At 51.9% G+C, this 20,694-nt stretch carries 22 protein-coding genes; 9 read left to right on the forward strand and 13 right to left on the reverse strand.

The window, feature by feature from the left end; genetic code table 11:
* Positions 1-35: 35 nt before the first annotated feature.
* The 5 genes from AC6R0R_RS07800 to AC6R0R_RS07820 all read right to left on the reverse strand — a co-directional run bounded on the left by AC6R0R_RS07800 (position 36) and on the right by AC6R0R_RS07820 (position 4,128).
* Entirely contained in the window at positions 36-635 is a 600-nt protein-coding gene (locus tag AC6R0R_RS07800; RefSeq protein ID WP_334555503.1) for a thiol:disulfide interchange protein DsbA/DsbL, read from the reverse strand.
* A gap of 25 nt (positions 636-660) precedes the next feature.
* Positions 661-1,662, reverse strand: a complete 1,002-nt coding sequence (locus tag AC6R0R_RS07805; RefSeq protein ID WP_500626286.1) for a serine/threonine protein kinase — start codon at positions 1,660-1,662, stop codon at positions 661-663.
* Positions 1,663-1,819: 157 nt separating this feature from the next.
* Entirely contained in the window at positions 1,820-3,238 is a 1,419-nt protein-coding gene (ccoG, locus tag AC6R0R_RS07810) for a cytochrome c oxidase accessory protein CcoG (RefSeq protein ID WP_500626287.1), read from the reverse strand.
* 313 nt (positions 3,239-3,551) lie between these two features.
* Entirely contained in the window at positions 3,552-3,818 is a 267-nt protein-coding gene (locus AC6R0R_RS07815; protein ID WP_334555500.1) for a YihD family protein, read from the reverse strand.
* Between the two features lie 142 nt (positions 3,819-3,960).
* Positions 3,961-4,128 (reverse strand): hypothetical protein, encoded by a 168-nt coding sequence (locus AC6R0R_RS07820; RefSeq protein ID WP_334555499.1) that lies wholly within the window; start codon positions 4,126-4,128, stop codon positions 3,961-3,963.
* 313 nt (positions 4,129-4,441) lie between these two features.
* Between AC6R0R_RS07820 and AC6R0R_RS07825 the strand changes: the two genes are divergently transcribed.
* Together AC6R0R_RS07825 and trhA are read left to right on the forward strand one after the other, a co-directional pair.
* Complete coding sequence (locus AC6R0R_RS07825) at positions 4,442-5,239, forward strand: sporulation protein (protein ID WP_500626288.1); 798 nt, start codon at positions 4,442-4,444, stop codon at positions 5,237-5,239.
* Between the two features lie 95 nt (positions 5,240-5,334).
* A complete protein-coding gene (gene trhA, locus AC6R0R_RS07830) occupies positions 5,335-5,982 on the forward strand; it encodes a PAQR family membrane homeostasis protein TrhA (RefSeq protein ID WP_487903328.1) in 648 nt (215 codons plus the stop codon).
* Between the two features lie 23 nt (positions 5,983-6,005).
* On the opposite strand, the gene AC6R0R_RS07835 is transcribed toward trhA, so the two are convergent.
* From AC6R0R_RS07835 to def, 5 genes are all read right to left on the reverse strand, one after another.
* On the reverse strand, positions 6,006-7,451 hold the full coding sequence (locus AC6R0R_RS07835) for a TrkH family potassium uptake protein (protein ID WP_334555496.1): 1,446 nt from the start codon (positions 7,449-7,451) through the stop codon (positions 6,006-6,008).
* Positions 7,452-7,463: 12 nt separating this feature from the next.
* On the reverse strand, positions 7,464-8,840 hold the full coding sequence (gene trkA, locus AC6R0R_RS07840) for a Trk system potassium transporter TrkA (protein WP_334555495.1): 1,377 nt from the start codon (positions 8,838-8,840) through the stop codon (positions 7,464-7,466).
* A gap of 112 nt (positions 8,841-8,952) precedes the next feature.
* Positions 8,953-10,236: a 16S rRNA (cytosine(967)-C(5))-methyltransferase RsmB gene (gene rsmB / locus AC6R0R_RS07845; RefSeq protein WP_500626289.1), complete on the reverse strand. Its 1,284-nt coding sequence runs from the start codon at positions 10,234-10,236 to the stop codon at positions 8,953-8,955.
* An 83-nt stretch (positions 10,237-10,319) separates the two neighbouring features.
* Positions 10,320-11,267 carry a methionyl-tRNA formyltransferase gene (gene fmt / locus AC6R0R_RS07850; protein WP_500626290.1) on the reverse strand — a complete coding sequence of 316 codons (948 nt, stop codon included), beginning with the start codon at positions 11,265-11,267 and terminating at the stop codon, positions 10,320-10,322.
* Between the two features lie 36 nt (positions 11,268-11,303).
* The gene (gene def, locus AC6R0R_RS07855; RefSeq protein ID WP_487903324.1) at positions 11,304-11,825 is read right to left on the reverse strand and encodes a peptide deformylase; all 522 of its coding nucleotides are present in this window, start codon (positions 11,823-11,825) and stop codon (positions 11,304-11,306) included.
* A gap of 180 nt (positions 11,826-12,005) precedes the next feature.
* Between def and AC6R0R_RS07860 the strand changes: the two genes are divergently transcribed.
* Genes AC6R0R_RS07860 through AC6R0R_RS07875 form a run of 4 tightly spaced genes read left to right on the forward strand, consistent with a single transcriptional unit; the run spans position 12,006 to position 15,387 of the window.
* Entirely contained in the window at positions 12,006-13,130 is a 1,125-nt protein-coding gene (locus AC6R0R_RS07860) for a LysM peptidoglycan-binding domain-containing protein (protein ID WP_500626291.1), read from the forward strand.
* The gene (gene dprA, locus AC6R0R_RS07865; protein WP_500626292.1) at positions 13,127-14,296 is read left to right on the forward strand and encodes a DNA-processing protein DprA; all 1,170 of its coding nucleotides are present in this window, start codon (positions 13,127-13,129) and stop codon (positions 14,294-14,296) included. The genes AC6R0R_RS07860 and dprA overlap by 4 nt, the downstream gene beginning before the upstream one ends.
* A gap of 2 nt (positions 14,297-14,298) precedes the next feature.
* On the forward strand, positions 14,299-14,778 hold the full coding sequence (locus AC6R0R_RS07870) for a DUF494 family protein (RefSeq protein ID WP_334555489.1): 480 nt from the start codon (positions 14,299-14,301) through the stop codon (positions 14,776-14,778).
* Between the two features lie 27 nt (positions 14,779-14,805).
* The gene (locus AC6R0R_RS07875) at positions 14,806-15,387 is read left to right on the forward strand and encodes a DNA topoisomerase family protein (protein WP_500626293.1); all 582 of its coding nucleotides are present in this window, start codon (positions 14,806-14,808) and stop codon (positions 15,385-15,387) included.
* A 171-nt stretch (positions 15,388-15,558) separates the two neighbouring features.
* Here the strand turns inward: AC6R0R_RS07875 and AC6R0R_RS07880 are convergent, their stop codons facing one another.
* Together AC6R0R_RS07880 and purE are read right to left on the reverse strand one after the other, a co-directional pair.
* Positions 15,559-16,692, reverse strand: a complete 1,134-nt coding sequence (locus AC6R0R_RS07880; protein WP_500626294.1) for a 5-(carboxyamino)imidazole ribonucleotide synthase — start codon at positions 16,690-16,692, stop codon at positions 15,559-15,561.
* 3 nt (positions 16,693-16,695) lie between these two features.
* On the reverse strand, positions 16,696-17,181 hold the full coding sequence (gene purE, locus AC6R0R_RS07885; RefSeq protein ID WP_334555486.1) for a 5-(carboxyamino)imidazole ribonucleotide mutase: 486 nt from the start codon (positions 17,179-17,181) through the stop codon (positions 16,696-16,698).
* 242 nt (positions 17,182-17,423) lie between these two features.
* Between purE and hemF the strand changes: the two genes are divergently transcribed.
* The 3 genes from hemF to AC6R0R_RS07900 all read left to right on the forward strand — a co-directional run bounded on the left by hemF (position 17,424) and on the right by AC6R0R_RS07900 (position 19,535).
* Positions 17,424-18,341, forward strand: a complete 918-nt coding sequence (hemF, locus tag AC6R0R_RS07890; RefSeq protein WP_500626295.1) for an oxygen-dependent coproporphyrinogen oxidase — start codon at positions 17,424-17,426, stop codon at positions 18,339-18,341.
* Positions 18,342-18,431: 90 nt separating this feature from the next.
* Positions 18,432-19,262, forward strand: coding sequence for a shikimate dehydrogenase (gene aroE / locus AC6R0R_RS07895; RefSeq protein WP_500626296.1), 831 nt, complete (start codon positions 18,432-18,434; stop codon positions 19,260-19,262).
* Positions 19,263-19,265: 3 nt separating this feature from the next.
* Complete coding sequence (locus AC6R0R_RS07900) at positions 19,266-19,535, forward strand: DUF1488 family protein (protein WP_500626297.1); 270 nt, start codon at positions 19,266-19,268, stop codon at positions 19,533-19,535.
* On the opposite strand, the gene AC6R0R_RS07905 is transcribed toward AC6R0R_RS07900, so the two are convergent.
* Complete coding sequence (locus AC6R0R_RS07905; protein WP_500626298.1) at positions 19,522-20,073, reverse strand: gamma carbonic anhydrase family protein; 552 nt, start codon at positions 20,071-20,073, stop codon at positions 19,522-19,524. The genes AC6R0R_RS07900 and AC6R0R_RS07905 overlap by 14 nt on opposite strands.
* Positions 20,074-20,694: the final 621 nt, after the last annotated feature.

The following is a 20,694-nucleotide window of genomic DNA, read 5'->3' on the forward strand; positions in this document are numbered from 1 at the left end:
GAGGCTCCTTTTTTCGTTTGACGATGATGACTGGCTTATTGAGTCAGCAGGTAGTTCACCAAGTCAAAGTATTGCTCTAGGGTAAAGCCGCGTGGTGGCTGAACCAAGTAACGGTTGTTGACCACGATAGAAGGTACACCCGTTAGGCCGCTGTCTTTGAACTGCTTGTCAAAGCGACGCACCATAGAGTCCACCGCAAAGCCATTGAAGGCAGAGTCGAATTTTTTGCCATCGATACCTTCGTCAGTAAAGATTTGGCGCAGTTCTTCATCGTTCTTCGGTGCTTTACCCAAGTTGTGGATACGGTTAAACATCACCGGCACCATTTGATCTTCCACGCCAAGCGACACCATAGTCGCGTATGCTTTGCTCATGGAAAGGCCCATGTTGCCACCCATGAACGAGACGTGATTTTTCTGCAACTTCACCCCTTCAGGTAGCTGAGCTTTGAGCTGGACAATCACGGGTTCCATCGAGTTGCAGTGTGGGCAGTAGAAAGAGAAAAACTCCGTCACCACAGGCTTGCTTGACGGTTCCATGTTCAGCACTTTGTAGTGCTCACCTTCGTTGTACTGAGCCGCGTGTGCCGAAACACTGAGGAATAGGGCGGCGACAAGTGCAAACAGTTTTTTCATAATGACTCCATTTTAAAAGGCTTTTTTACCACTGTGGCATTAATGACAAGGGGGGCTCGCTCAGTGCGGATATCTGCTCTTTGAACCCGAGTACCTGATTTTCCCAATATTTTGCGTCGTTAAACCAAGGAAAGGCGAGTGGGAACGCAGGATCTTGCCACCGTTTTGCTAACCATGCCATGTAGTGCACCATACGTAGACCGCGCAGCGGCTCGATTAGTTTCAATTCGTTAACATTAAAATCATGAAACTCTTGGTACGCTTCGAGGATAATATCAAGCTGCATCAGTTTGTCACTACGTTCGCCACTGAGCAGCATCCAAAGATCTTGAACACTTGGTCCATTGCGCGCGTCATCGAGGTCGACAAACATCGGACCATCACGCCACAAAATATTGCCGGGATGACAGTCACCATGCAGCCTGATCGGCGTATAGCTGTTGTCCCACTGCGCTTCGAGTGAGGCGATCAGCAGGTCGAGATCGTTGAAAAAGGCGTTTTCCAGATGAAGAGGAATAAAGTCGGAATTTTGCAGCAGCGCTCTCGGTTGGTAGAGGTACTCCTCAAGACTCATGCTGGGGCGATGCACAAACGCTTGTTTGGCTCCGATACTGTGAATGCGCCCTAAATAGCGACCGACGCCCTCGAGCTGCTCCACATTATCCACTTCAAATTGGCGGCCGCCCACGCTGGCAAAGAGCGCAAAGCGATAGCCTTGGTAGTGATGCAACGTGGCACCATTGATGGTCAGTGGCGGCGCGACGGGGATCTCCGCTTCGACCATCTCTTGGGTGAAATCGTGCTCTTCCTGAATTTGTTCGGCGCTCCAGCGCTCAGGACGATAGAACTTGACCACATAACGTTGGCGCTCTTCATCGCTAAATTGATACACGCGGTTTTCATAGCTATTGAGTGGCAAAAAGCCGGATTCAGCGCGAATGCCGATGCTCTCTAGCGCATACCACATAAAATCCGGGGTAAGGGCATCAAAGTTAAAGGCGTGTGTTGAGGGAATCTTTTGTGTCATAGCCGGTTTCTTGTGACTGAGAAAAAGAACCATGCATGACGCTAGCATGGTCGTGAGGGGCAAAAAGGGCTCATCATGAGCCCTTCACCCTAGAGCGTCGCCTCTCGACGCATTTTTATCAAGGTGATTGAATTGACCTTATCTCGCTAAACGATGGTCACAGCTTCTTGATAAAGCGACTTTCCACCTGGGTGGTAAAGTCTTGGCTGTCGGACAGTATAAACTGGATTGTCGCGACAGGTGAGCTGAGATTGTCCGGGTCGACGCCTAAGCTCATTGGCAAGTTGAGGACTTCCCCAGGCGCCACTTGTACTGTCTGTTTACCATACCAAGTGACATCACTCAGCCCTTCAACAGAGAGTTGATACTCCTGACGTTGCTGGGTTTTATTGATGATCTTCAACGTGTAGGTATTTTCAATCTCCCCAGAGCCGTTGACTCTAAACAGCTGATTGCGGTCACGCAGCACGCTCAGCCCAGCGGGGTCAACGCTGGCGACTTGAACGAAGAATAGGCCAATCATCACCAACAGCACCGCGCCGTAGCCGAGCAGTTTTGGCCTCATCACCTTGGTGTGCTTGCCGGAGAGACGGTGCTCGGTGGTGTAGCTGATGAGCCCTTTGTCGTAGCCCATCCGCTCCATGGTGTGATCGCATGCATCGATACAAGCGCCGCAGTTGATGCACTCATATTGCAAGCCATCACGAATATCGATGCCGGTTGGGCACACTTGCACGCAAAGATCGCAATCGATGCAATCGCCTAAACCGAGCTGTTTGGGATCGGCTTTGCGCGAGCGCGGGCCGCGCTGCTCACCGCGTGCACTGTCATAACCGACGATAAAGGTGTCTTTGTCGAACATTGCCGATTGGAAACGTGCATACGGGCACATGTGAATACACATGATCGAGCGCATCCAGCCGGCATTGCCGTAGGTACAGCCGGCGAAAAACAGCACCCAAAATACCGGCCAAAACGATGCGTTGAGGGTAAAAAACTCGACCACTAAGGATTTCACTGGCACAAAATAGCCAACGAAGGTAAAGCCCGTCGCTAACGCAATGGCCAGCCACGCCATGTGCTTGAGGGTTTTTCGCCACGCGAGTGAGGCGGTCAGGCGGCCAGAGTCTTGTTTGCGGCGTTTATTTGCGCTGCCCTCCAGTTTCTCTTCAAACCAGATGTACATAAAGGTCCACACGGTTTGCGGGCAGAGGTAGCCACACCAGACGCGGCCTAGAAACGTGGTGATAAAAAACAGCGCAAAGGCAGCAATCACGAACAGCAACGCGAGCAAGGTGAGATCTTGCGGGTAGAGTGTGGTACTAAAAAAGTTAAATTGTTGCTGACCGATGTCGAGCAAAATCGCCTGACGGTCGCCGTAAGGGATCCATGGGATAAGCGTAAACAGCAGCAATAGAAACCAGCCACCATAGCGGCGCAGCTTTTGGAAGGTGCCTTTGCTTTCTCTGACGTAGATGCGATTGGTTGGGTTAAATCTGTCGCCGTTGTTTTTGTGAGTTTTGGGATTGAAGGTTTTTGGAGTCACGTCTTTGACATCGATCTTATCTTGACTCATGGTGCTTCCTTATAGGCTAAAGCAAGGGTGTGTCGCCCTTGTTACGTCCGACTTTGCTCTGGTCTCCTGTCAACTTGGCCCAGCGCGATGCAGCCGAGTTCAAGTTGTTGGAGATCTTGTGATCTGTTTTTTATTGTTAGCTGGCGATTATATACGCAATAGGAATGGGTTTTCTTTAAGACTATCAAGCTTTAACCACAAATTAGCCTACATGCTATAACCATAATGACTAATAACACGTGCTACTAGATGGTTTAGCGATAAAAAAGCGACCCTTAGGTCGCCATATCTGATCCGTGACGCAATGTGTCGCTTAATCAATTAAACCGCGCGCACGCAAAATCGCGGTTTTAAAGTCATCTTCTTGATCTTTTTTGAGCCCGGGAATCATCTCGTCTTTTGCGCTATTGCGCATTTTTAGATGATAGATAAGTACATCATCGGTCAGCTCTTCAAGTTTGCCTTGATACCCCGCCTCTTGGCTGAGTTTGACGATAAACGCCAATAAGTTCATCTCTTGGTCTTTTTGCCATTCTGGCTCAAGCAGTTCCAATAACTCTTCAATACGGTGACACTTCATGCTGTTCTCCACAATTTTTATAATGTTTTGCCTTAAGGTAGCAAAAGGGACGTGCAGAGAGCAACGCGAATCGTGCCGTGCTTATCGTCAATGGGCGTAATCAGGGGGCAAAGAAAAAGCGCAGACGAAGCTGCGCTTTTCATTATGCTGCTTTTACCGCTTTTGATGGGGCAGACATCAAAAGAGTTGTCTGTTCCACTAACGTCATCGCAGGGTTGACTTTTTTTGCCGTTGGAGCAGACGCAAATCCACTACGACGACGCATCGCACTACGGTTTGTGTGCGAAAACCTGACTGCTGCTGGGCGCATCTATGTACCTAACTGTCAGGCATCTCCATTGCCAATTTAATGGCCTGAATTAACTATGAGTTGAGCTTCAACGTCACCTTGATGCTGCTGAAGGTTGGCTCTTCTGGCTTTCGCCAATCCAAATAATTAACCAGGATTGTTGATATGCATGCATATCAATCGTTAGAGTAGCACTAAGGGTAGAATTGGTCGATAACTAATCGATCACTGTTTTTCATTCTCTATTATTCTGTGAGTAGACAGAAACTTTGGCGAGATAAAGCGCGCTATAGTGAGGGTCTGCTTGGTGGTTTCACCCATAAGGGAGGTGTGTATGTCGTTTTTCAAGAAAACCCTCGCGAGCTTTGGTATTGGAAGTGCCAAAGTGGATTCAGTGCTGCGCCAAGAGGTGTTATACCCGGGGCAGAAGGTGAACGTCACCATTCATGTCTATGGCGGTTCGAGTGCGCAAGAGATAGACAACATCGAACTCAAACTCTACTGCCGTTACATCAAAGAAGTGCCGGACAATAACCATAAAAGTGACCACAACGCCGGTCGAATGCGCCGCGTGCCCACCAGTTATACACTGGCGACGTGGACGCTGCCTTACGCGTTTACGATTGAGCCTGGTGAGACGCGCGATTTCGAAGTGGAGTTGGATGTGCCGTGGAATACGCCGGTCACCATTGGTGATTCCAAGGTGTGGCTTGAGACTGGCCTCGACATTGCGATGGCCAAAGATCCGACCGACAAAGACATTTTGACGGTGCGCCCTGATCCTCTGCTTGATGGCATCTTTACTGCGTTAGAAGCGCAGGGGCTGCGTATTCGCCAGGTGGAGTGTGAAGCGGTGGATGGCTTTGCTCTGCCTTTTGTGCAGGAGTTTGAGTTTGTGCCGACTACAGGTCCGTTTCATGGTCGTTGGCGAGAGTTAGAAGTGGTGGCGTATCGCAGTGAAGACGAACTGCAAATGTGGTTTGAAATTGATCGCCACCGTGAAGGAGCAAAAGGGATGCTCGCGAGCCTGCTGGGTATGGGGCAGTTGAAACGCCAGCTTTCCATTCCGCTCAGTACCCCTGCAGAAGAGGCGGGCGAGCAGGTACTGAACTACCTCGATGCGCATTCTTGAGCCTCATCAGCAACCTTATCTAATTTAAGCTTACACTTGTAAGCTGAACATGGCATACTCTGGAGTGTTTATTCTAATGCTCCAGAGTGATGCCTATGTCGACGCTTTTATCCTCTTACAGCCGCGAAGAAGAGCGAGCCAATATGCTCAGCCACGGTTTGGGTTTATTGCTCAGTGTGGTCGGGCTGGTGGCCTTGCTGCTGCGCGCCTTCGAGCAGCAGGCGGATGCCTTGTCATGGGTCAGCTATAGCCTGTACGGCGCCAGCATGATACTGCTGTTTTTGGCGTCGACCCTCTATCATGCCATTGATGTGCCGCGAGCCAAACGGGCACTGAAAACCTTCGATCACTGCGCCATTTACTTGCTGATTGCTGGCAGTTACACGCCATTTTTATTGATTGCGCTCAGAACGCCGCTCGCGATCGGTTTGATGGTGGTGATTTGGCTGATTGCCTTGGTGGGGATCGTGATGAAAGTGGCGTTCGTTTATCGCTTCAAACGCCTCTCACTGGTGACCTACTTATTGATGGGGTGGCTGTCGCTGGTGGTGATTTATCAACTGGCGATGACCTTACCACTGGAAAGCTTGATGCTGCTGGCGATTGGCGGCGTAGTCTACTCACTGGGCGTGGTGTTTTATGTCGCGAAGCGTATTCCCTACAACCACGCCATTTGGCATCTGTTTGTTTTGGCGGGCTGCGCCTGTCACTTCTTTGCCATCTATCAGCTGCCTATCCGATAAGCCCACAGAGGAAGGCCGAGTGCCTATCGGCGCCAAAAGGCGGGGAAGAACAACACGAGCAAGGTGAGAATTTCTAGTCGTCCCATCAACATCCCAAAACTGAGTAACCATTTGGCGGTGTCAGGCAGGGGAGCGAAATTGCCGGTGGGGCCGATGACACTGCCCATGCCCGGGCCGACGTTGGCGACCGCGGTAATCGCACCGGAAATGCTGGTGATAGGGTCAAGGCCGAGCGCACTCAAGCAACCTGCAATGAAAATAATGGTGATGAAGAACATCAAACCAAACGCCACCACTGAGCGCACAATATCATCGTTGACTGGGCGCTGATTGTAGCGCTGGACGAAGACCCCAGACGGGTGAATCAGTTTCATCATCTGCTTATTGAGCAGCGTAATGGCGATTTGAAAACGGAAGATTTTGATGCCGCCAGAGGTGGAACCCGAGCAGGCGCCCGCCATCATTAAGAAGGCAAACAAGGTGGTCGGCAGTGCGCCCCAGGCGGTGAAATCTTCTAAGCCGAATCCGGTGGTGGTGACCACCGAGACGATGTTAAACATGGAGACTCGCAGCGCATCCGCCACCGTGTAGCCATCACGCACGACCAGCCAACTGGCAATGATCACGCTGCTGGCGAGAAACAAAAGGGTGAAACCGCGCACTTGCGCGTCGCTGGCGAGCTCATTCAAACGGCGTTTGCGCAGCGCGGAGACAAAAAGCAAAAACGGTAACCCGCCCAAGAACATAAAGAGTGTGCCCACCCAATGTGCGCCATGGGAAAAATGGTTCATCGAACCGTCAGAGGTCGAGTAGCCGCCCGTGGACAAGGTGGTAAAGGCGTGGTTGATCCCTTCAAACAGCGTCATGCCCGTCATCAAGTAGCCGAGCAGGCAAAGGCCGGTGAGGGTCAAATAGACGATGACGATGTTTTTTGCCACGGTTTTGGCGCGCGGGCTGCTTTTGTCCGACCAATCAGAGGATTCGGTATGAAACAGTTTCATACCGCCGACATTGAGCATCGGCAAGACGGCGACCGCCATAACAATAAAGCCAATGCCACCAAGCCACTGCAAAATCGAGCGCCACAATAAGATGCTCGGCGCCATCTCATCGAGCCCGCTGAGGACCGTTGAACCTGTGGTGGTGATGCCCGACATGGTTTCAAAATAGGCGTCGGTGAAGCTGATGTGGTTGATGAACACAAACGGCAGCGCGGCAAACGCGCTGGCAATCGTCCACACCAAGCTGGTGATGAGGAACATGTCTCGCACGCTCAGGCGAAAGCGCCGAGTTCGGCCAATCGTCAAGCAGACAAAGGCGACCAAGTGTGTGATCAGCACCGCTTGACCAAACTCCAAAAAGCCTGCGGTGCCGGTGACAAACGCCACCAGCGTCGGCACGTACATAAACAGCGCCAGCTTAGAGAGCACGAGGCCAATGACGAATAGAACCGGGCGAAAATTCACCATAAGGTCGTCCCCTTAAAGGAAGAACGGACTCGGTTGGAAGAGGGTTTCCACGTCAGGGATGTATTTCTTATCGACAAGGAACATCACCACGTGGTCATCTTGTTCAATCACGGTTCTGTCGTGTGCGATCAGCACTTCTTCACCGCGAACAATGGCACCAATAGTGGTACCTGGAGGCAGTTTGATTTCACCAATCGCGCGGCCGACGACTTTCGAGGTCGATTCGTCACCGTGTGCCACCGCTTCAATCGCTTCTGCCGCGCCGCGGCGCAATGAAGAGACGTTAACAATGTCAGCACGGCGCACGTGCGTCAGCAGCGCTGAAATCGTCGCTTGCTGCGGCGAAATCGCCACATCTATCACACCGCCTTGGACTAGATCGACGTAGGCACCTCGTTGGATCAGCACCATCACCTTTTTCGCGCCCATGCGTTTGGCCAGCATGGCGGACATGATGTTGGTTTCATCTTCGTTGGTGAGCGCAATAAAGACATCGACTTGGTCGATATTCTCTTCAGTGAGCAACTCTTGATCGGCGGCGTCACCGCAAAAGACAATGGTGTTTTCCAGCTCTTCAGAGAGACGTTCGGCGCGTTGATAACTGCGTTCAATCAGTTTAACGCTGTAGGTGTGTTCAAGGCGCTTGGCCAAGCTGGCGCCGATGTTGCCCCCGCCGACAATCATAATTCGGCGATAGGGTTTCTCAAGACGCTGCAATTCACTCATGACGGAGCGAATGTGGTTGCTCGCAGCAACGAAAAAGACTTCGTCGTCCGCTTCGATGATCGTGGTGCCTTGCGGACGAATAGGGCGACCTTGACGGAAAATCGCCGCCACGCGGGTGTCAATGTGCGGCATGTGTTCACGCAGTGCAGAGAGGGCGTTACCAACCAAAGGGCCGCCGTAGTAGGCTTTAACGGCCACTAGGCTGACCTTTTGCTCAGCAAAACTGACCACCTGTAAGGCGCCGGGGTATTGGATCAGACGTTCAATGTAGCTGGTGACCAACTCTTCTGGTGCAATCAGATGATCGACCGGCACGGCACCGGATTGAAACAGTGCTTCTTTCTCGGCGAGATACTGGGGCGAACGAATACGTGCAATGCGGTTTGGCGTGTTGAACAAGGTGAAGGCCACTTGGCAGGCGGCCATGTTGGTTTCGTCCATATTGGTCACGGCCACCAACATATCGGCGTCTTGAGCGCCCGCTTCGCGCAGCACGTCAGGGTGGCTAGCGTAACCATTGACCACGCGCAGGTCGTACTTGTCTTGCAGTTCACGTAGGCGGTCGCTGTCTTTGTCGACGATGGTGATGTCGTTGTTTTCACCCACCAAGTTTTCTGCCAATGTACCGCCAACTTGTCCGGCACCGAGAATAATGATCTTCATCTTTTGCTCTCTTGAACGTCGTCATCGCCCCTATGGCGGGGCGCACTGTCCTTGTTTATTGCGGCGTATTGCTTGACTTAAGACCTACCGCTTTTTCTTCAGACAGCTTTTTTCAAAACCGCTTTTTTTTCAAAACTGCATAGTAGAAGCCGTCCATGTCCTCTTCCCCCGGAAGAATTTGTCGGCCAGGCTGAGATTCCTCACTACCGATCAACTGTGCATCGGACGTACGTGAGAGGAAAGCGCGCACTTGTTCCACGTTCTCCTGCGGCGCAATCGAGCAGGTGGCATAGACTAAGGTACCGCCGGCTTTCAGTTGTTGCCACATGGCATCTAGGATTTCACTCTGCAACGCTGACAGCGCTTCAATGTCATCAGCGCGGCGCAGCCATTTGATGTCCGGATGGCGTCGAATCACACCGGTCGCCGAGCAAGGGGCATCGAGTAGAATACGGTCAAACTGCTCACCTTGCCACCACTGATGTGGGTAGCGCGCATCGCCGCAAATCACATCGGCTCTCAACTGTAATCGCTCGAGGTTGTCATGCACGCGGTTAAGGCGAGTAGGATCGGCATCAATCGCCACCACTTCTGTGTCTTGCGTGTGCTCAAGAATGTGTGCCGTCTTGCCCCCTGGCGCGGCGCAGCAGTCGAGGATCAGCTCCCCTTCTTGTGGCTGAAGGTAATCGACAGACAACTGTGCGGCGGCATCCTGCACGGAAACCCAACCGCGATCGAAGCCGGGCAATAGGGTCACATCACAAGGTTTGGCCAATTTTATGGCGTCAGCGGCCTCGGGGTGAAGGGTGAATTCTATGCTTTCATCATTCAGGTAAGCGATGTACTGATCGCGGGTGTGGTGCTGGCGGTTGACGCGCAGCCACATCGGCGCTTTTTGATTGTTAGCCTCAACAATGCGCTCCCACTGCTCTGGGTAGTGCTCTTGCAGCAGCTTCAGTAGCCAGTTAGGGTGGCCATACTTGCCGGCATTGTGACTGGTCGCAAAGGCATCCAGTTCTTCTTGATTGCGTAGGTAGTTACGCAACACCGCGTTAATCAAACCGCGCAGACTCGGGCCGCGCAAGGTTTTGGTCGCTTCAACGGTTTCTGCGACTGCCGCGTGCGAAGGGATACGCATAAAACTCAGTTGGTAGATCCCCACCAAAATCAAATGGTGAAAAACGCGTTTTTTGCCCTTGAGCGGATTATCCATCAATTCGTTGGCAATAGACTCTAAACGCGGCAAGTAACGCAAAGCGCCGTAGCAAATCTCTTGCAGCAGAGCGTGGTCACGCGGTTTGATGGTCTTTTGCGCGGCAGGCAGCGCATGCGAGAGTGATTGACCTTTGTCGACCACTTGGAAGATAACGTTAGCGGCAGCAGCGCGAACATTCATAATCAATACCTTAAATAAGGGAGGGCATCTCTGCCCTCAAAATGTACGTGATTCATTGCAGCGCAATGACAGGGTGTGAAGGGTTAGCTCAGTACCGAGCCCACTTCGAACCAACTTGCTCGGGCGTTGAGAATATCTTGCACCGACATGGCTTTTTTACCCGGCACTTGCAGTTGAGAAAGGACTAATACGCCTTTGCCTGTTGCGACATAGATGCCAGTTTTGTCTGCTTGGATAATGGTACCCGCCGCTTGGTCTGTGGTGTGCTCCGCCACGCGGCTTTGCCACACCTTGATGCTGTTGTCGGCCGCTTCAAAGTGGCTCATTGGCCACGGGTTGAATGCGCGCACGCAGCGCTCAATGTGCTCTGCGTCGTCATGCCAATTGATGCGGGCTTCCTCTTTGCTGAGTTTTTTGGCGTAGTTGGCTAGGGCATCGTCTTGTTTTGTGGCGACGGCGCTGCCTTGTGCGATGTCAGTGAGGCAGTCCAATAGCGCACTTGGGCCTAAATCGGCCAACTTTTCGTACATGGACGCACTGGTGTCGCTGCTTTCGATCGGCAAGCGCGCGATGGAGAGCATGTCGCCAGTATCGAGGCCAATGTCCATCTGCATGATGGTGACGCCGGTTTCTTCATCGCCCGCCCAAATGGCGCGCTGAATCGGCGCTGCGCCTCGCCAACGTGGCAAAATCGAACCGTGCACATTGATACAGCCAAGTTTAGGCGTATCCAATACCGCTTGCGGCAGCAGCAAACCGTACGCGACGACGACCATCAAATCGGCGTCTAAATCCGCCAACGCTTGCTTGGCCTCTTCAGACTTAAAGTTTTCCGGTTGGTAGACCGCAATGTCATGCTCAAGGGCAATCTGTTTGACTGGGCTCGCGGTGAGCTTTTTACCGCGACCTGCAGGGCGGTCGGGTTGGGTGTACACGGCAATGACGTCGTGCTCCGAAGACAACAACGCCGCCAAGTGACGGGCGGCGAAGTCCGGAGTACCAGCAAAAACAATCTTAAGTGGTTTGCTCAAGGTACGTTCCTTATCTTTTCTTTCTCAGTAATACGCTTACTTACCGGCGGATTGTTTTTCGTTGAATCGCTTGATCTTCGCCAGTTTGTCTTGGATGCGTTTACGCTTCAGTGGCGATAGGTAATCGACAAAGAGCTTGCCTTCTAGGTGGTCAAGTTCGTGCTGAACACAAATCGCCAGCAGGTCATCCGCCTCGAAGGTAAATTCTTCACCATCGCGATTGAGCGCTTTGACCGTCACCTCGGCTGCGCGAGGCACTAAAGCGCGTGCGCCAGGCACAGATAGGCAGCCCTCTTCAATCCCATCTTCACCGCGTTTCTCGATGATTTCTGGGTTGATAAGCACCATTGGCTCATCACGGGTGTCCGAAATGTCGATCACCACGATACGTTGGTGAACATCGACTTGGGTGGCCGCAAGACCAATTCCTTCTTCGTCGTACATGGTTTCAATCATGTCATCGACGAGTTTTTGAATCTCAGGCGTCACTTTCTCTACGGGCTTAGCCACGGTACGAAGGCGATCATCTGGGAATGTTAATACTTGTAATACAGACATATACACTCAAAATGTTGAACTGTGCCGAATCAGGGTAAAGCTTGTTGGCTCAATTCTAGACATTTTATAACCTAAATGACAGCATCATTACGCATTTTCCCTGCCACTCTCGGTGTCAATGTTGAGCACACACACCTAAGTTGAGCAGCGGTTTCTTTCAGATAACCAAGGATTTAGGTGATGGTGAGTTTCAAACGGTGTTCCAGTTGGCGCAGGCCACTTCTCTGCGTGATGACCTTGTGGGTAGCTTGGGTTCCTTTCTCTATCTCGTCGGTGTTAACCCTCAAGCCCGATGCGCCCACGACGTATGTCGTGGTCAAAGGCGATACCTTGTGGGATATTTCGGCGCTCTACCTCGATAGCCCTTGGCTTTGGCCACGACTATGGCAGGTCAATCCCGATATTGATAATCCTCACCTGATTTATCCCGGTGACAAGCTCAATCTGATTTGGCGCAATGGTGAGCCGGTTCTGACGGTGAAACCGATGCACAAGCTGAGCCCGAAAGTCAGAAAGCTTGATAAACAAGCGCTGCCGACGCTGCGTGAAGAGTGGGTGTTGCCGTACCTAGAATCGGATCTCTTGCTTGACGAGTCGTTATTGGCAGAGAGTGCCAAGGTGATTGGCTCGAGCAATGGCTTGCAATATCTCACCGGGCAACAACTGCTCTATGTCACGGGGCAGCAAGTGCAAGGCGAGTGGCACATTTACCGCAAAATGACCACCTTTACACGTGATGATAAACGCGTCATTGCGTTGAAAAAAATTGCGGTCGCCGAGTCTGCGGATGAGCCTACGGCGCCGAGCGATACGGACATGACGGCGCTCAAAGTTCGCCAACAAACGCAGGAGATTCTCGCGCACGACATCGCCTTGCCCGTGCGTGAGGCTCAGTCTGATTTCAGTCAACGCTTTTATCCCCAGCCTTCACCTAAGACCATCGATGCCTCAATCTTAGGGTCTTTAGAAGGCAGCCAATATGTAGGCAAGCATCAAGTCGTGGTCATCGATCGCGGCGCGCGCGATGCGCTGCGTCAAGGCAGTATGTTCGACCTCTATCAGCCGGGTCACAAGGTGGCCAAAGCTGGCCAAGGGGTATTGGCTAGGCAAGAGGTGCAGCAATTGCCGGATGTGCGCATTGGGCATTTGATGGTGATTCGTCCTTATCAAGATTTTAGCTTGGCGCTGGTCACTCAGAGCGAGCAGCCGATTGCCACTGAAACCCGTTTGCGCTCACCTCTAGTGACGCTTAAATCCGCTGAAGACGTTGTGGACGCAGAGCTACAGGGTAAGGAGCAAGGATGACAGAGCGTGAGCTGCGCGCTTGGCTGATGCTCTATTTTACGCCCAGAATTGGTCCGAAGACCTTTGAGCGTTTGCTAAAGGTGGCTGAGCCGCACGAGATTGTCTCCAGTTCGAGCGACGAGATGCGCGCGTTTGGCTTAAGTGAGCATCAGGTGGAGTATATTCAGCGGCGCGCAGAAAAAGAGGTGGACGGATGTTTGGCTTGGCGCGAGCGCGAGGCGGATCACTATATCGTCACCCGTGACGCGAGTGACTATCCGTCACTGCTCGCCAACGCCCCAGCGTCGCCGGCGGTGCTGTTTGTCAAAGGCAAGCTTGAGGCGATTCACTTGCCGCAATTGGCCATTGTAGGCAGTCGTAATGCCAGTCAGGATGGGCTTTCGCTCGCCAGAGAATTTGCCAGTGCGTTGGTCAAAGAGGGGCTGTGTATCACCAGCGGACTCGCGCTCGGCATCGATGGCTATGCCCATGATGGCGCGCTGAAAGCGGGCGGAGAGACGGTCGCGGTGCTCGGCAGTGGCCTTGGCGAAGTGTACCCTGCCCGCCACCGAGCGCTGGCAGAGCGTATTACTCAGCAAGGCGCGTTGGTCAGTGAGTTGCATCCGCAGGCCAAACCTAAGGCGGATCACTTTCCTCGCCGCAATCGCATTATCAGTGGCTTATCGCTGGGCGTGCTGGTGGTGGAAGCGGCAGAGAAAAGCGGCTCATTAATTACCGCGCGATATGCCCTTGAGCAAGGCCGAGAAGTGTTTGCCATTCCCGGCTCTATTCATCAAGTCTATGCCAGGGGTTGCCACCGCTTAATTCAGCAAGGTGCGAGCTTAGTCCAAGAGGTTGAGGACATCTTGTGCGAACTTGACAGCTTGCTGGCGTGGTCGCGGCAACAGGCGGATAAACAGAGCGAATCACGCACCCAGACGCCGAGCTGCTCGCATTTCCGAGCGCTTTTATCTCCTAACGATAAAGAAGCGACGAAAGTGAGCAAAGAAGAATTGCCATTTCCCGAGCTGTTAGCTAACGTAGGTAATGAGGCTACACCAGTTGATATCTTAGCATCGCGGACCCATATACCCGTGCAGGATGTCATGATGCAGCTCTTGGAGCTCGAGCTTTTAGGGCACGTTGTTGCAGTTTCCGGTGGCTACATTTTAAAGGGGAGGGGCTAGCTATGATGATGGATATTTTGATGTATCTGTTTGAGACCTACATCCATAGCGATGCAGAGTTACAGGTCGACCAAGATGAGCTAGAAGAAGAGTTACTTCGCGCTGGTTTTCATCAGAAAGACATATATAAGGCCCTGGTCTGGTTAGAAGAGTTGGCGGCGCTCCAGCAAACGGAAGCGCACTCGGCGATCTCTGTCAGTACCTCGTCTCCGTCTACGCGTATCTATACCGCCAAAGAGTGCGACCGCCTCAGCCTTGAGTGTCGTGGCTTTTTAATGTTTTTAGAGCAAGTGAGCGTGTTGACGGCGGAAACACGTGAGATGGTCATTGACCGAGTGATGGGGCTCGAAACCGATGAGTTTGAGCTTGATGACCTCAAGTGGATTGTCTTAATGGTGCTGTTTAATGTGCCGGGCAATGAAAATGAATACACGCTTATGGAAGAGCTTCTTTACACCAAAGAGCAGGGTATCTTGCACTGATACCGTCGCTTTGCGACCCTAAGTGATATGAGTAAAAAAATCGACCATCAGTTGTTTTCTGCCCACGAGCACGCCTTAGAACATCAGGCGTGCCCGAAATGCCAAGCTCAAGGCTTGGCGGGGGAGCTGTCGCTGCGCCATGGCAAACATGGTCCTTTCTTGGGGTGCACCTTGTACCCGCAATGCGATTACATCAAACCTTTGCATCAAAATGATGGCCACATCGTTAAAGAGTTAGGTGTGCCATGTCCTGAGTGTGGTCATGAGTTGGTGCTGCGCCAAGGTCGCTATGGGATGTTTGTCGGTTGCAGTCATTACCCTGAGTGTCACCACATTGAGTCGATCGATGCCCCCGCAGAGCCGAGTGAGGACAACGTCGCCATCGCCTGCCCTGAATGCCATCAAGGTCAGCTGACCGAGCGTAAATCTCGCTTTGGTAAGCTGTTTTATGCATGTGACCGCTACCCGAAATGCAAGTTTGCCGTCAATCAGCCGCCCGTCAGTGGGGAGTGCCAAGTGTGTGGGTTTCCACTGCTGGTGGAAAAACACAGCGCGAAAGGCCAACAGTTGCAGTGTGCGGCTCGCCGTTGTCAGGCCATTCAGTCTTAATCTTCGACGATTGCCTATTTAAGACTATATCTCGATTAAAGACTATACCGTGGAAAGGCGATATCGGAGCGGCGAGCGTTTCAGCAGATACAAGGTCATTAAAGACAAAAAAGGCGCCATGAGCGCCTTTTTCAATCCAGTGTTCGTAGAGCCAACACTCATTTGATCCGATTACGATTCGAAGTTTTGTGCAAACTCATGCACCGCAGGGAAAGCATCGTTGTCGAGCAAGGTGGCCAGTTCACACAGCTTGCGTTGTAGCTCACCACTGTAGTCGCCGCAGACATTGATGTGACCCATCTTGCGTCCTGCACGTTTCTCTTTGCCGTACCAATGGATATGGCACCCTTCAATGGCCAGCAACGCTTGTGGCAGTGTGTCTTCGCCAAGGATGTTGATCATCGCCGTTTCACGAACCAGTTTGGTGCTGCCAAGCGGTAAGCCACACACAGCTCTTAGGTGGTTTTCAAACTGACAGGTCTCTGCGCCTTGCTGCGTCCAGTGACCGGAGTTGTGCACGCGCGGTGCAATCTCATTTACGAGCAGGGTGCCATCGACATCGAAAAACTCAAGGGCAAGCACGCCCACGTAGTCGAGACTCTCAGCTACAGCGCTAAACATCGCCTGCGCTTGGTCTTGCAGCTTCGGATCAGAAATGGCGGTCGATAGGCTTAGCACCCCTTGGGTGTGGACGTTCTCAGCCAGAGGATAAACAGCGACTGAGCCGTCTTTGCCTCGTGCGCCCACCAAGGAAACTTCTCGGCCAAACGGGACAAACTCTTCCGCCACAATCGCTTGTGTCTCACTGGCTTGGATGCATTGTGCCATCTCTTGCCAAATGCTGTCCGCTTGAGCGGCGTCTTTCAATCGCCATTGGCCTTTACCATCGTAGCCACCTAGGGCACTTTTCAGCACCATAGGAATGCCGACTTTTTCGATCGCGCGATCAAAATCTTCCCTGCTCTCAATGACATGGTAGTTGGCGTTGCGAACGCCCGCTTTGTCCAATAGCGCCTTCTCAATACGGCGATCGCCACCGGTTTTGATTGCTTCTGCTGACGGGTAAAACTTCCCGCTTTGCTCGCAGAGGGTCAAAATATCGTGTGGGATATGTTCAAACTCAGCTGTGATCACATCGGCACGCTCAATGGCATTGCGAAGACCGTGGCCCACCACATGTTGGGTGAGAGGGTGGACAATGTTTTCACTGCCGACATCGTACGCCGAGATCTCAATGTTCAGTGGTGCGCCCGCAAGAGACATCATTCGTGCTAATTGGCCTGCACCTAACACCAACACATGCATGATTTAGTCCTCGGCTGGGTTTGGGTTGGCAAGGACGGTCTCAGTTTGCTCTTGGCGAAACGCTTCGACCTTCTCCATCACGGACTCATCGTGGGTACCGATGATTTGCGCGGCTAAAATACCCGCATTCGCTGCGCCTGCTTCGCCGATCGCTAGTGTACCGACCGCGATGCCTTTTGGCATTTGCACGATAGAAAGCAGCGAATCCATCCCTTTTAGGGCACGTGATTGAACAGGAACACCCAAGACAGGTAAGCTTGTGAACGCCGCAGCCATGCCCGGCAGGTGCGCAGCGCCGCCAGCGCCAGCAATGATCACTTTCAGACCGCGCTCTTTCGCGCTGTTGGCGTAGTCTGCCAATAATTGAGGAGTGCGGTGCGCAGAGACGACTTTAGTTTCGTATTCAACACCAAATCTATCCAGCATTTCCGCGGCGAGCTTCATTGTTGGCCAATCTGATTTTGAACCCATGATGATACCGACTTTCATCTCAAACTCCTTCAACCTTTTGTGTGGAATGAAAAACAGGATGTGTCGTAAACCCAGTACAACCACATCGCCAATTTGTGCGCATTATACGGCGTTTTCCCTAGCAAGCAAACGTTTGCGCGCACTTTGAACCGCGCAGTGATTAGTCTTCGACGCAGATTCTTTGTACACTGAGTCTCATCCCAAGAAGACGCAGCCAGTGACTGCGTGGTGAAACAGGGCCTACCCTGCAAGGAAGTAAAATGTCAGAAATCGATAAGCAGGCGGTGAAGCAGTTTTTGTTGGCACTGCAAGATACCATTTGTCAGCAGCTTGAGCAGGCCGACGGCCAAGCGCTGTTTGTTGAGGATGCTTGGCAGCGTGAACCCGGAGAGCGGCTCGGTGGCGGTGGTCGCACCCGAGTGATGAAAGCGGGCGCGGTGTTTGAGCAAGGCGGCGTCAACTTCTCTCATGTCTCTGGCAAAGCGATGCCCGCCTCGGCCACTGCCCATCGCCCAGAGCTCGCCGGGCGACGCTTTGAAGCCATGGGCGTGTCGTTGGTGATGCATCCGAATAACCCTTATGTGCCCACCTCCCATGCCAACGTGCGCTTTTTTATTGCCGAAAAAGAGGGCGAGGCGCCGATTTGGTGGTTTGGCGGCGGGTTCGATTTGACCCCCTTCTACCCATTTGAAGAAGATGCTCACTTCTGGCATAGCAGTGCGAAAGAGGTGTGTGAACCTTTTGGTCATGATGTGTATGCCAAGCACAAAAAATGGTGTGATGATTATTTCTATCTGCCGCACCGTGATGAAACGCGCGGCGTTGGTGGGCTATTTTTTGATGATCTCAACGAGTGGCCATTTGATAAGTGTTTTGATTACATCAAAGCGGTCGGTGAAGGGTATACCCAGGCGTATCTGCCGATCGTTGAGCGCCGCAAAGAGACGCCCTACACTGACCGAGAGCGTCAATTTCAGCTTTATCGCCGTGGTCGCTATGTGGAGTTTAATCTCGTCTATGACCGAGGAACCTTGTTTGGTTTGCAAAGTGGTGGCCGAACCGAGTCGATTTTGATGTCGATGCCGCCACTGGCTCGCTGGGAGTACAATTATCAGATTGAGCCAGACAGCCCTGAAGCGGTTTTGTATCGCGATTTCCTCAAACCGCGTGATTGGTAACGTGTTTATCTCGGCATAGCGCTTGATCCTGGCCGGGATAGTGATAGGGTCAATGACCGTTGACCCGTTTATTTTTGTGTAGGTAAGGACATGACACAACCTCTTGACCGCTATGTGGTGTTTGGCAATCCCATTAGCCAAAGTAAATCGCCTTTTATCCATACCTTATTTGCTCGCCAGACCAACCAAGCGTTAACCTATCAAACGCAGCAGCCTGAGATCGGCACATTCAAAACGGCGGTAGCGGAGTTCTTTGCTGCAGGTGGTAAGGGGTGCAACATCACCGCACCGTTTAAAGAAGAGGCGTTTCAGTTTGCGACCCGCCTGACTGAGCGAGCGCAATTGGCCGGTGCCGTTAATACCTTAAAAAAGTTAGATGATGGAGACATCATTGGTGACAACACCGATGGTGAAGGATTAGTGCAAGATTTGCTTGCCAAGCAAGTGGTACTGAAAGGGGCGAGAATACTATTGCTTGGCGCTGGCGGCGCGGCGCGCGGCGTGATCAAACCGCTGCTCGACCAGCACCCGCATTCAATAGTGATCGCCAATCGCACCAAAGCCAAAGCATCACAGTTGGCAGAGCTTTTCGCTGAGTTTGGTGTGGTGCAAGCCGCCTCACTGGAAGAGGTCGAGACTGGCTTTGATGTCATCATTAACTCAACGTCGTCGGGATTGAGTGGTGAGTTGCCAGCGGTATCACCGACCATTTTTCAAGGTTGCCAAGTGGTGTATGACATGGTCTACCGCGCAGGCAAAACGCCTTTTAATGCCTGGGCGGAACAATCGGGTGCGCCCGTCAGCTATGATGGCTTAGGGATGTTGGTTGGCCAAGCGGCAGAAAGCTTTATGCTGTGGCGAGGTTTACGCCCAGGCACTAAGCAGGTGCTGCGCGAGCTGCGTAGAAATTTACAAGGGTAAAAGATGAATCAATCGATTTTGTTTCCCGATCGACAGCATTGGGATGAAGAGCGCGCTGCGGTTTGCTTCCCTGCTCAGCAAGCGGGTGCCTTGATTGAGTGTGTGGTGAGCCAAGCGGTACTGGAGTCGTATGCGCAGCAAAGCATTACTTCGGGCCAACACGCCATCGAACTGTTTGAACAATGGCGCTTTGACCTCGAAGAGCAAGCGGAGTCTTTAATAGAAGACGAGATGTTTAACAGCCGCGGTGAAATTGAACTCAACCAGCAATGATCTCAACCTCATTTAAGTAGTCGTCTTTATTCTGCACGTAGTTATCGGCAGACTTTTGTAAGAAAGCACGCTCTTTGTCTGTCAAAGGGCGAGCCTGCTTAACCGGACTGCCGACATACAGATAGCCACTTTCCAATGTTTTTCCCGGTGGAACTAAACTGCCTGCTCCCACCATCACCTCATCTTGAATGACCACACCATCGAGCACGATCGCGCCCATGCCAACGAGCACGCGATGACCAATGGTACAGCCGTGCAGCATTACCTTATGACCCACGGTCACATCATCACCGATAATCAGTGGGTAGCCTTGAGGGTTTTCTGCATTCTTATGGGTGACATGAAGCACCGAACCATCTTGAATGTTGCTACGCGCACCAATTCGGATATGGTTGACGTCTCCACGAGCGGCCACCAAAGGCCAAACACTGGCATCATCGCCCAGTGTGATGTCGCCAACTAAGACAGCACTGCTATCTATATAGACACGATCGCCAACTTGAGGTTGGATACCTTTATAACTGCGTAGGGAACTCATCTCTTCTCCTATATGCGATAGCACGATATGTTGCCAAGAATAGTGGCAAAAATAGCCCGTTGCGCATAGAAAATACGCAAACAGTAAAAAAATCAAAAAAATCGCTGAAAAGGGGTTGCCAATGTGACGCCGATCTCTATAATGCCCCCTCGCTGACACGGCAAGACGACTCCAATAAGTTGATACTCACCGTAACAGCAAGGTCTAAATAGCCCAGCAAAAATTGCTTGAGAAAAGTTTGAAAAAAGTGGTTGACACTAAAACTTAAATCGCTAAAATGACCGTCCGTTTGTGAGTAAGGCACGTCAAAACTAGCTCTTTAACAATATAAACCTATCAATCTGTGTGGGCACTCGTTGATGATAATCCAAATAGTTTCTTCGGAAACAATTTAGGTTTCAATGATACGAAGTGACCATTGAGTCTTCGGACTCAGCACAGTCAATTCAAACATTACTTTTGAACTAGTTTATTAGTCGACTAGGGAACTGTATCAGTATTCATTGAGCCGAACAAAACTTTAAATTGAAGAGTTTGATCATGGCTCAGATTGAACGCTGGCGGCAGGCCTAACACATGCAAGTCGAGCGGAAACGACTTAACTGAACCTTCGGGGAACGT

The sequence above is a fragment of the Vibrio sp. R12-SW3-ISO1 genome (assembly GCF_059834005.1).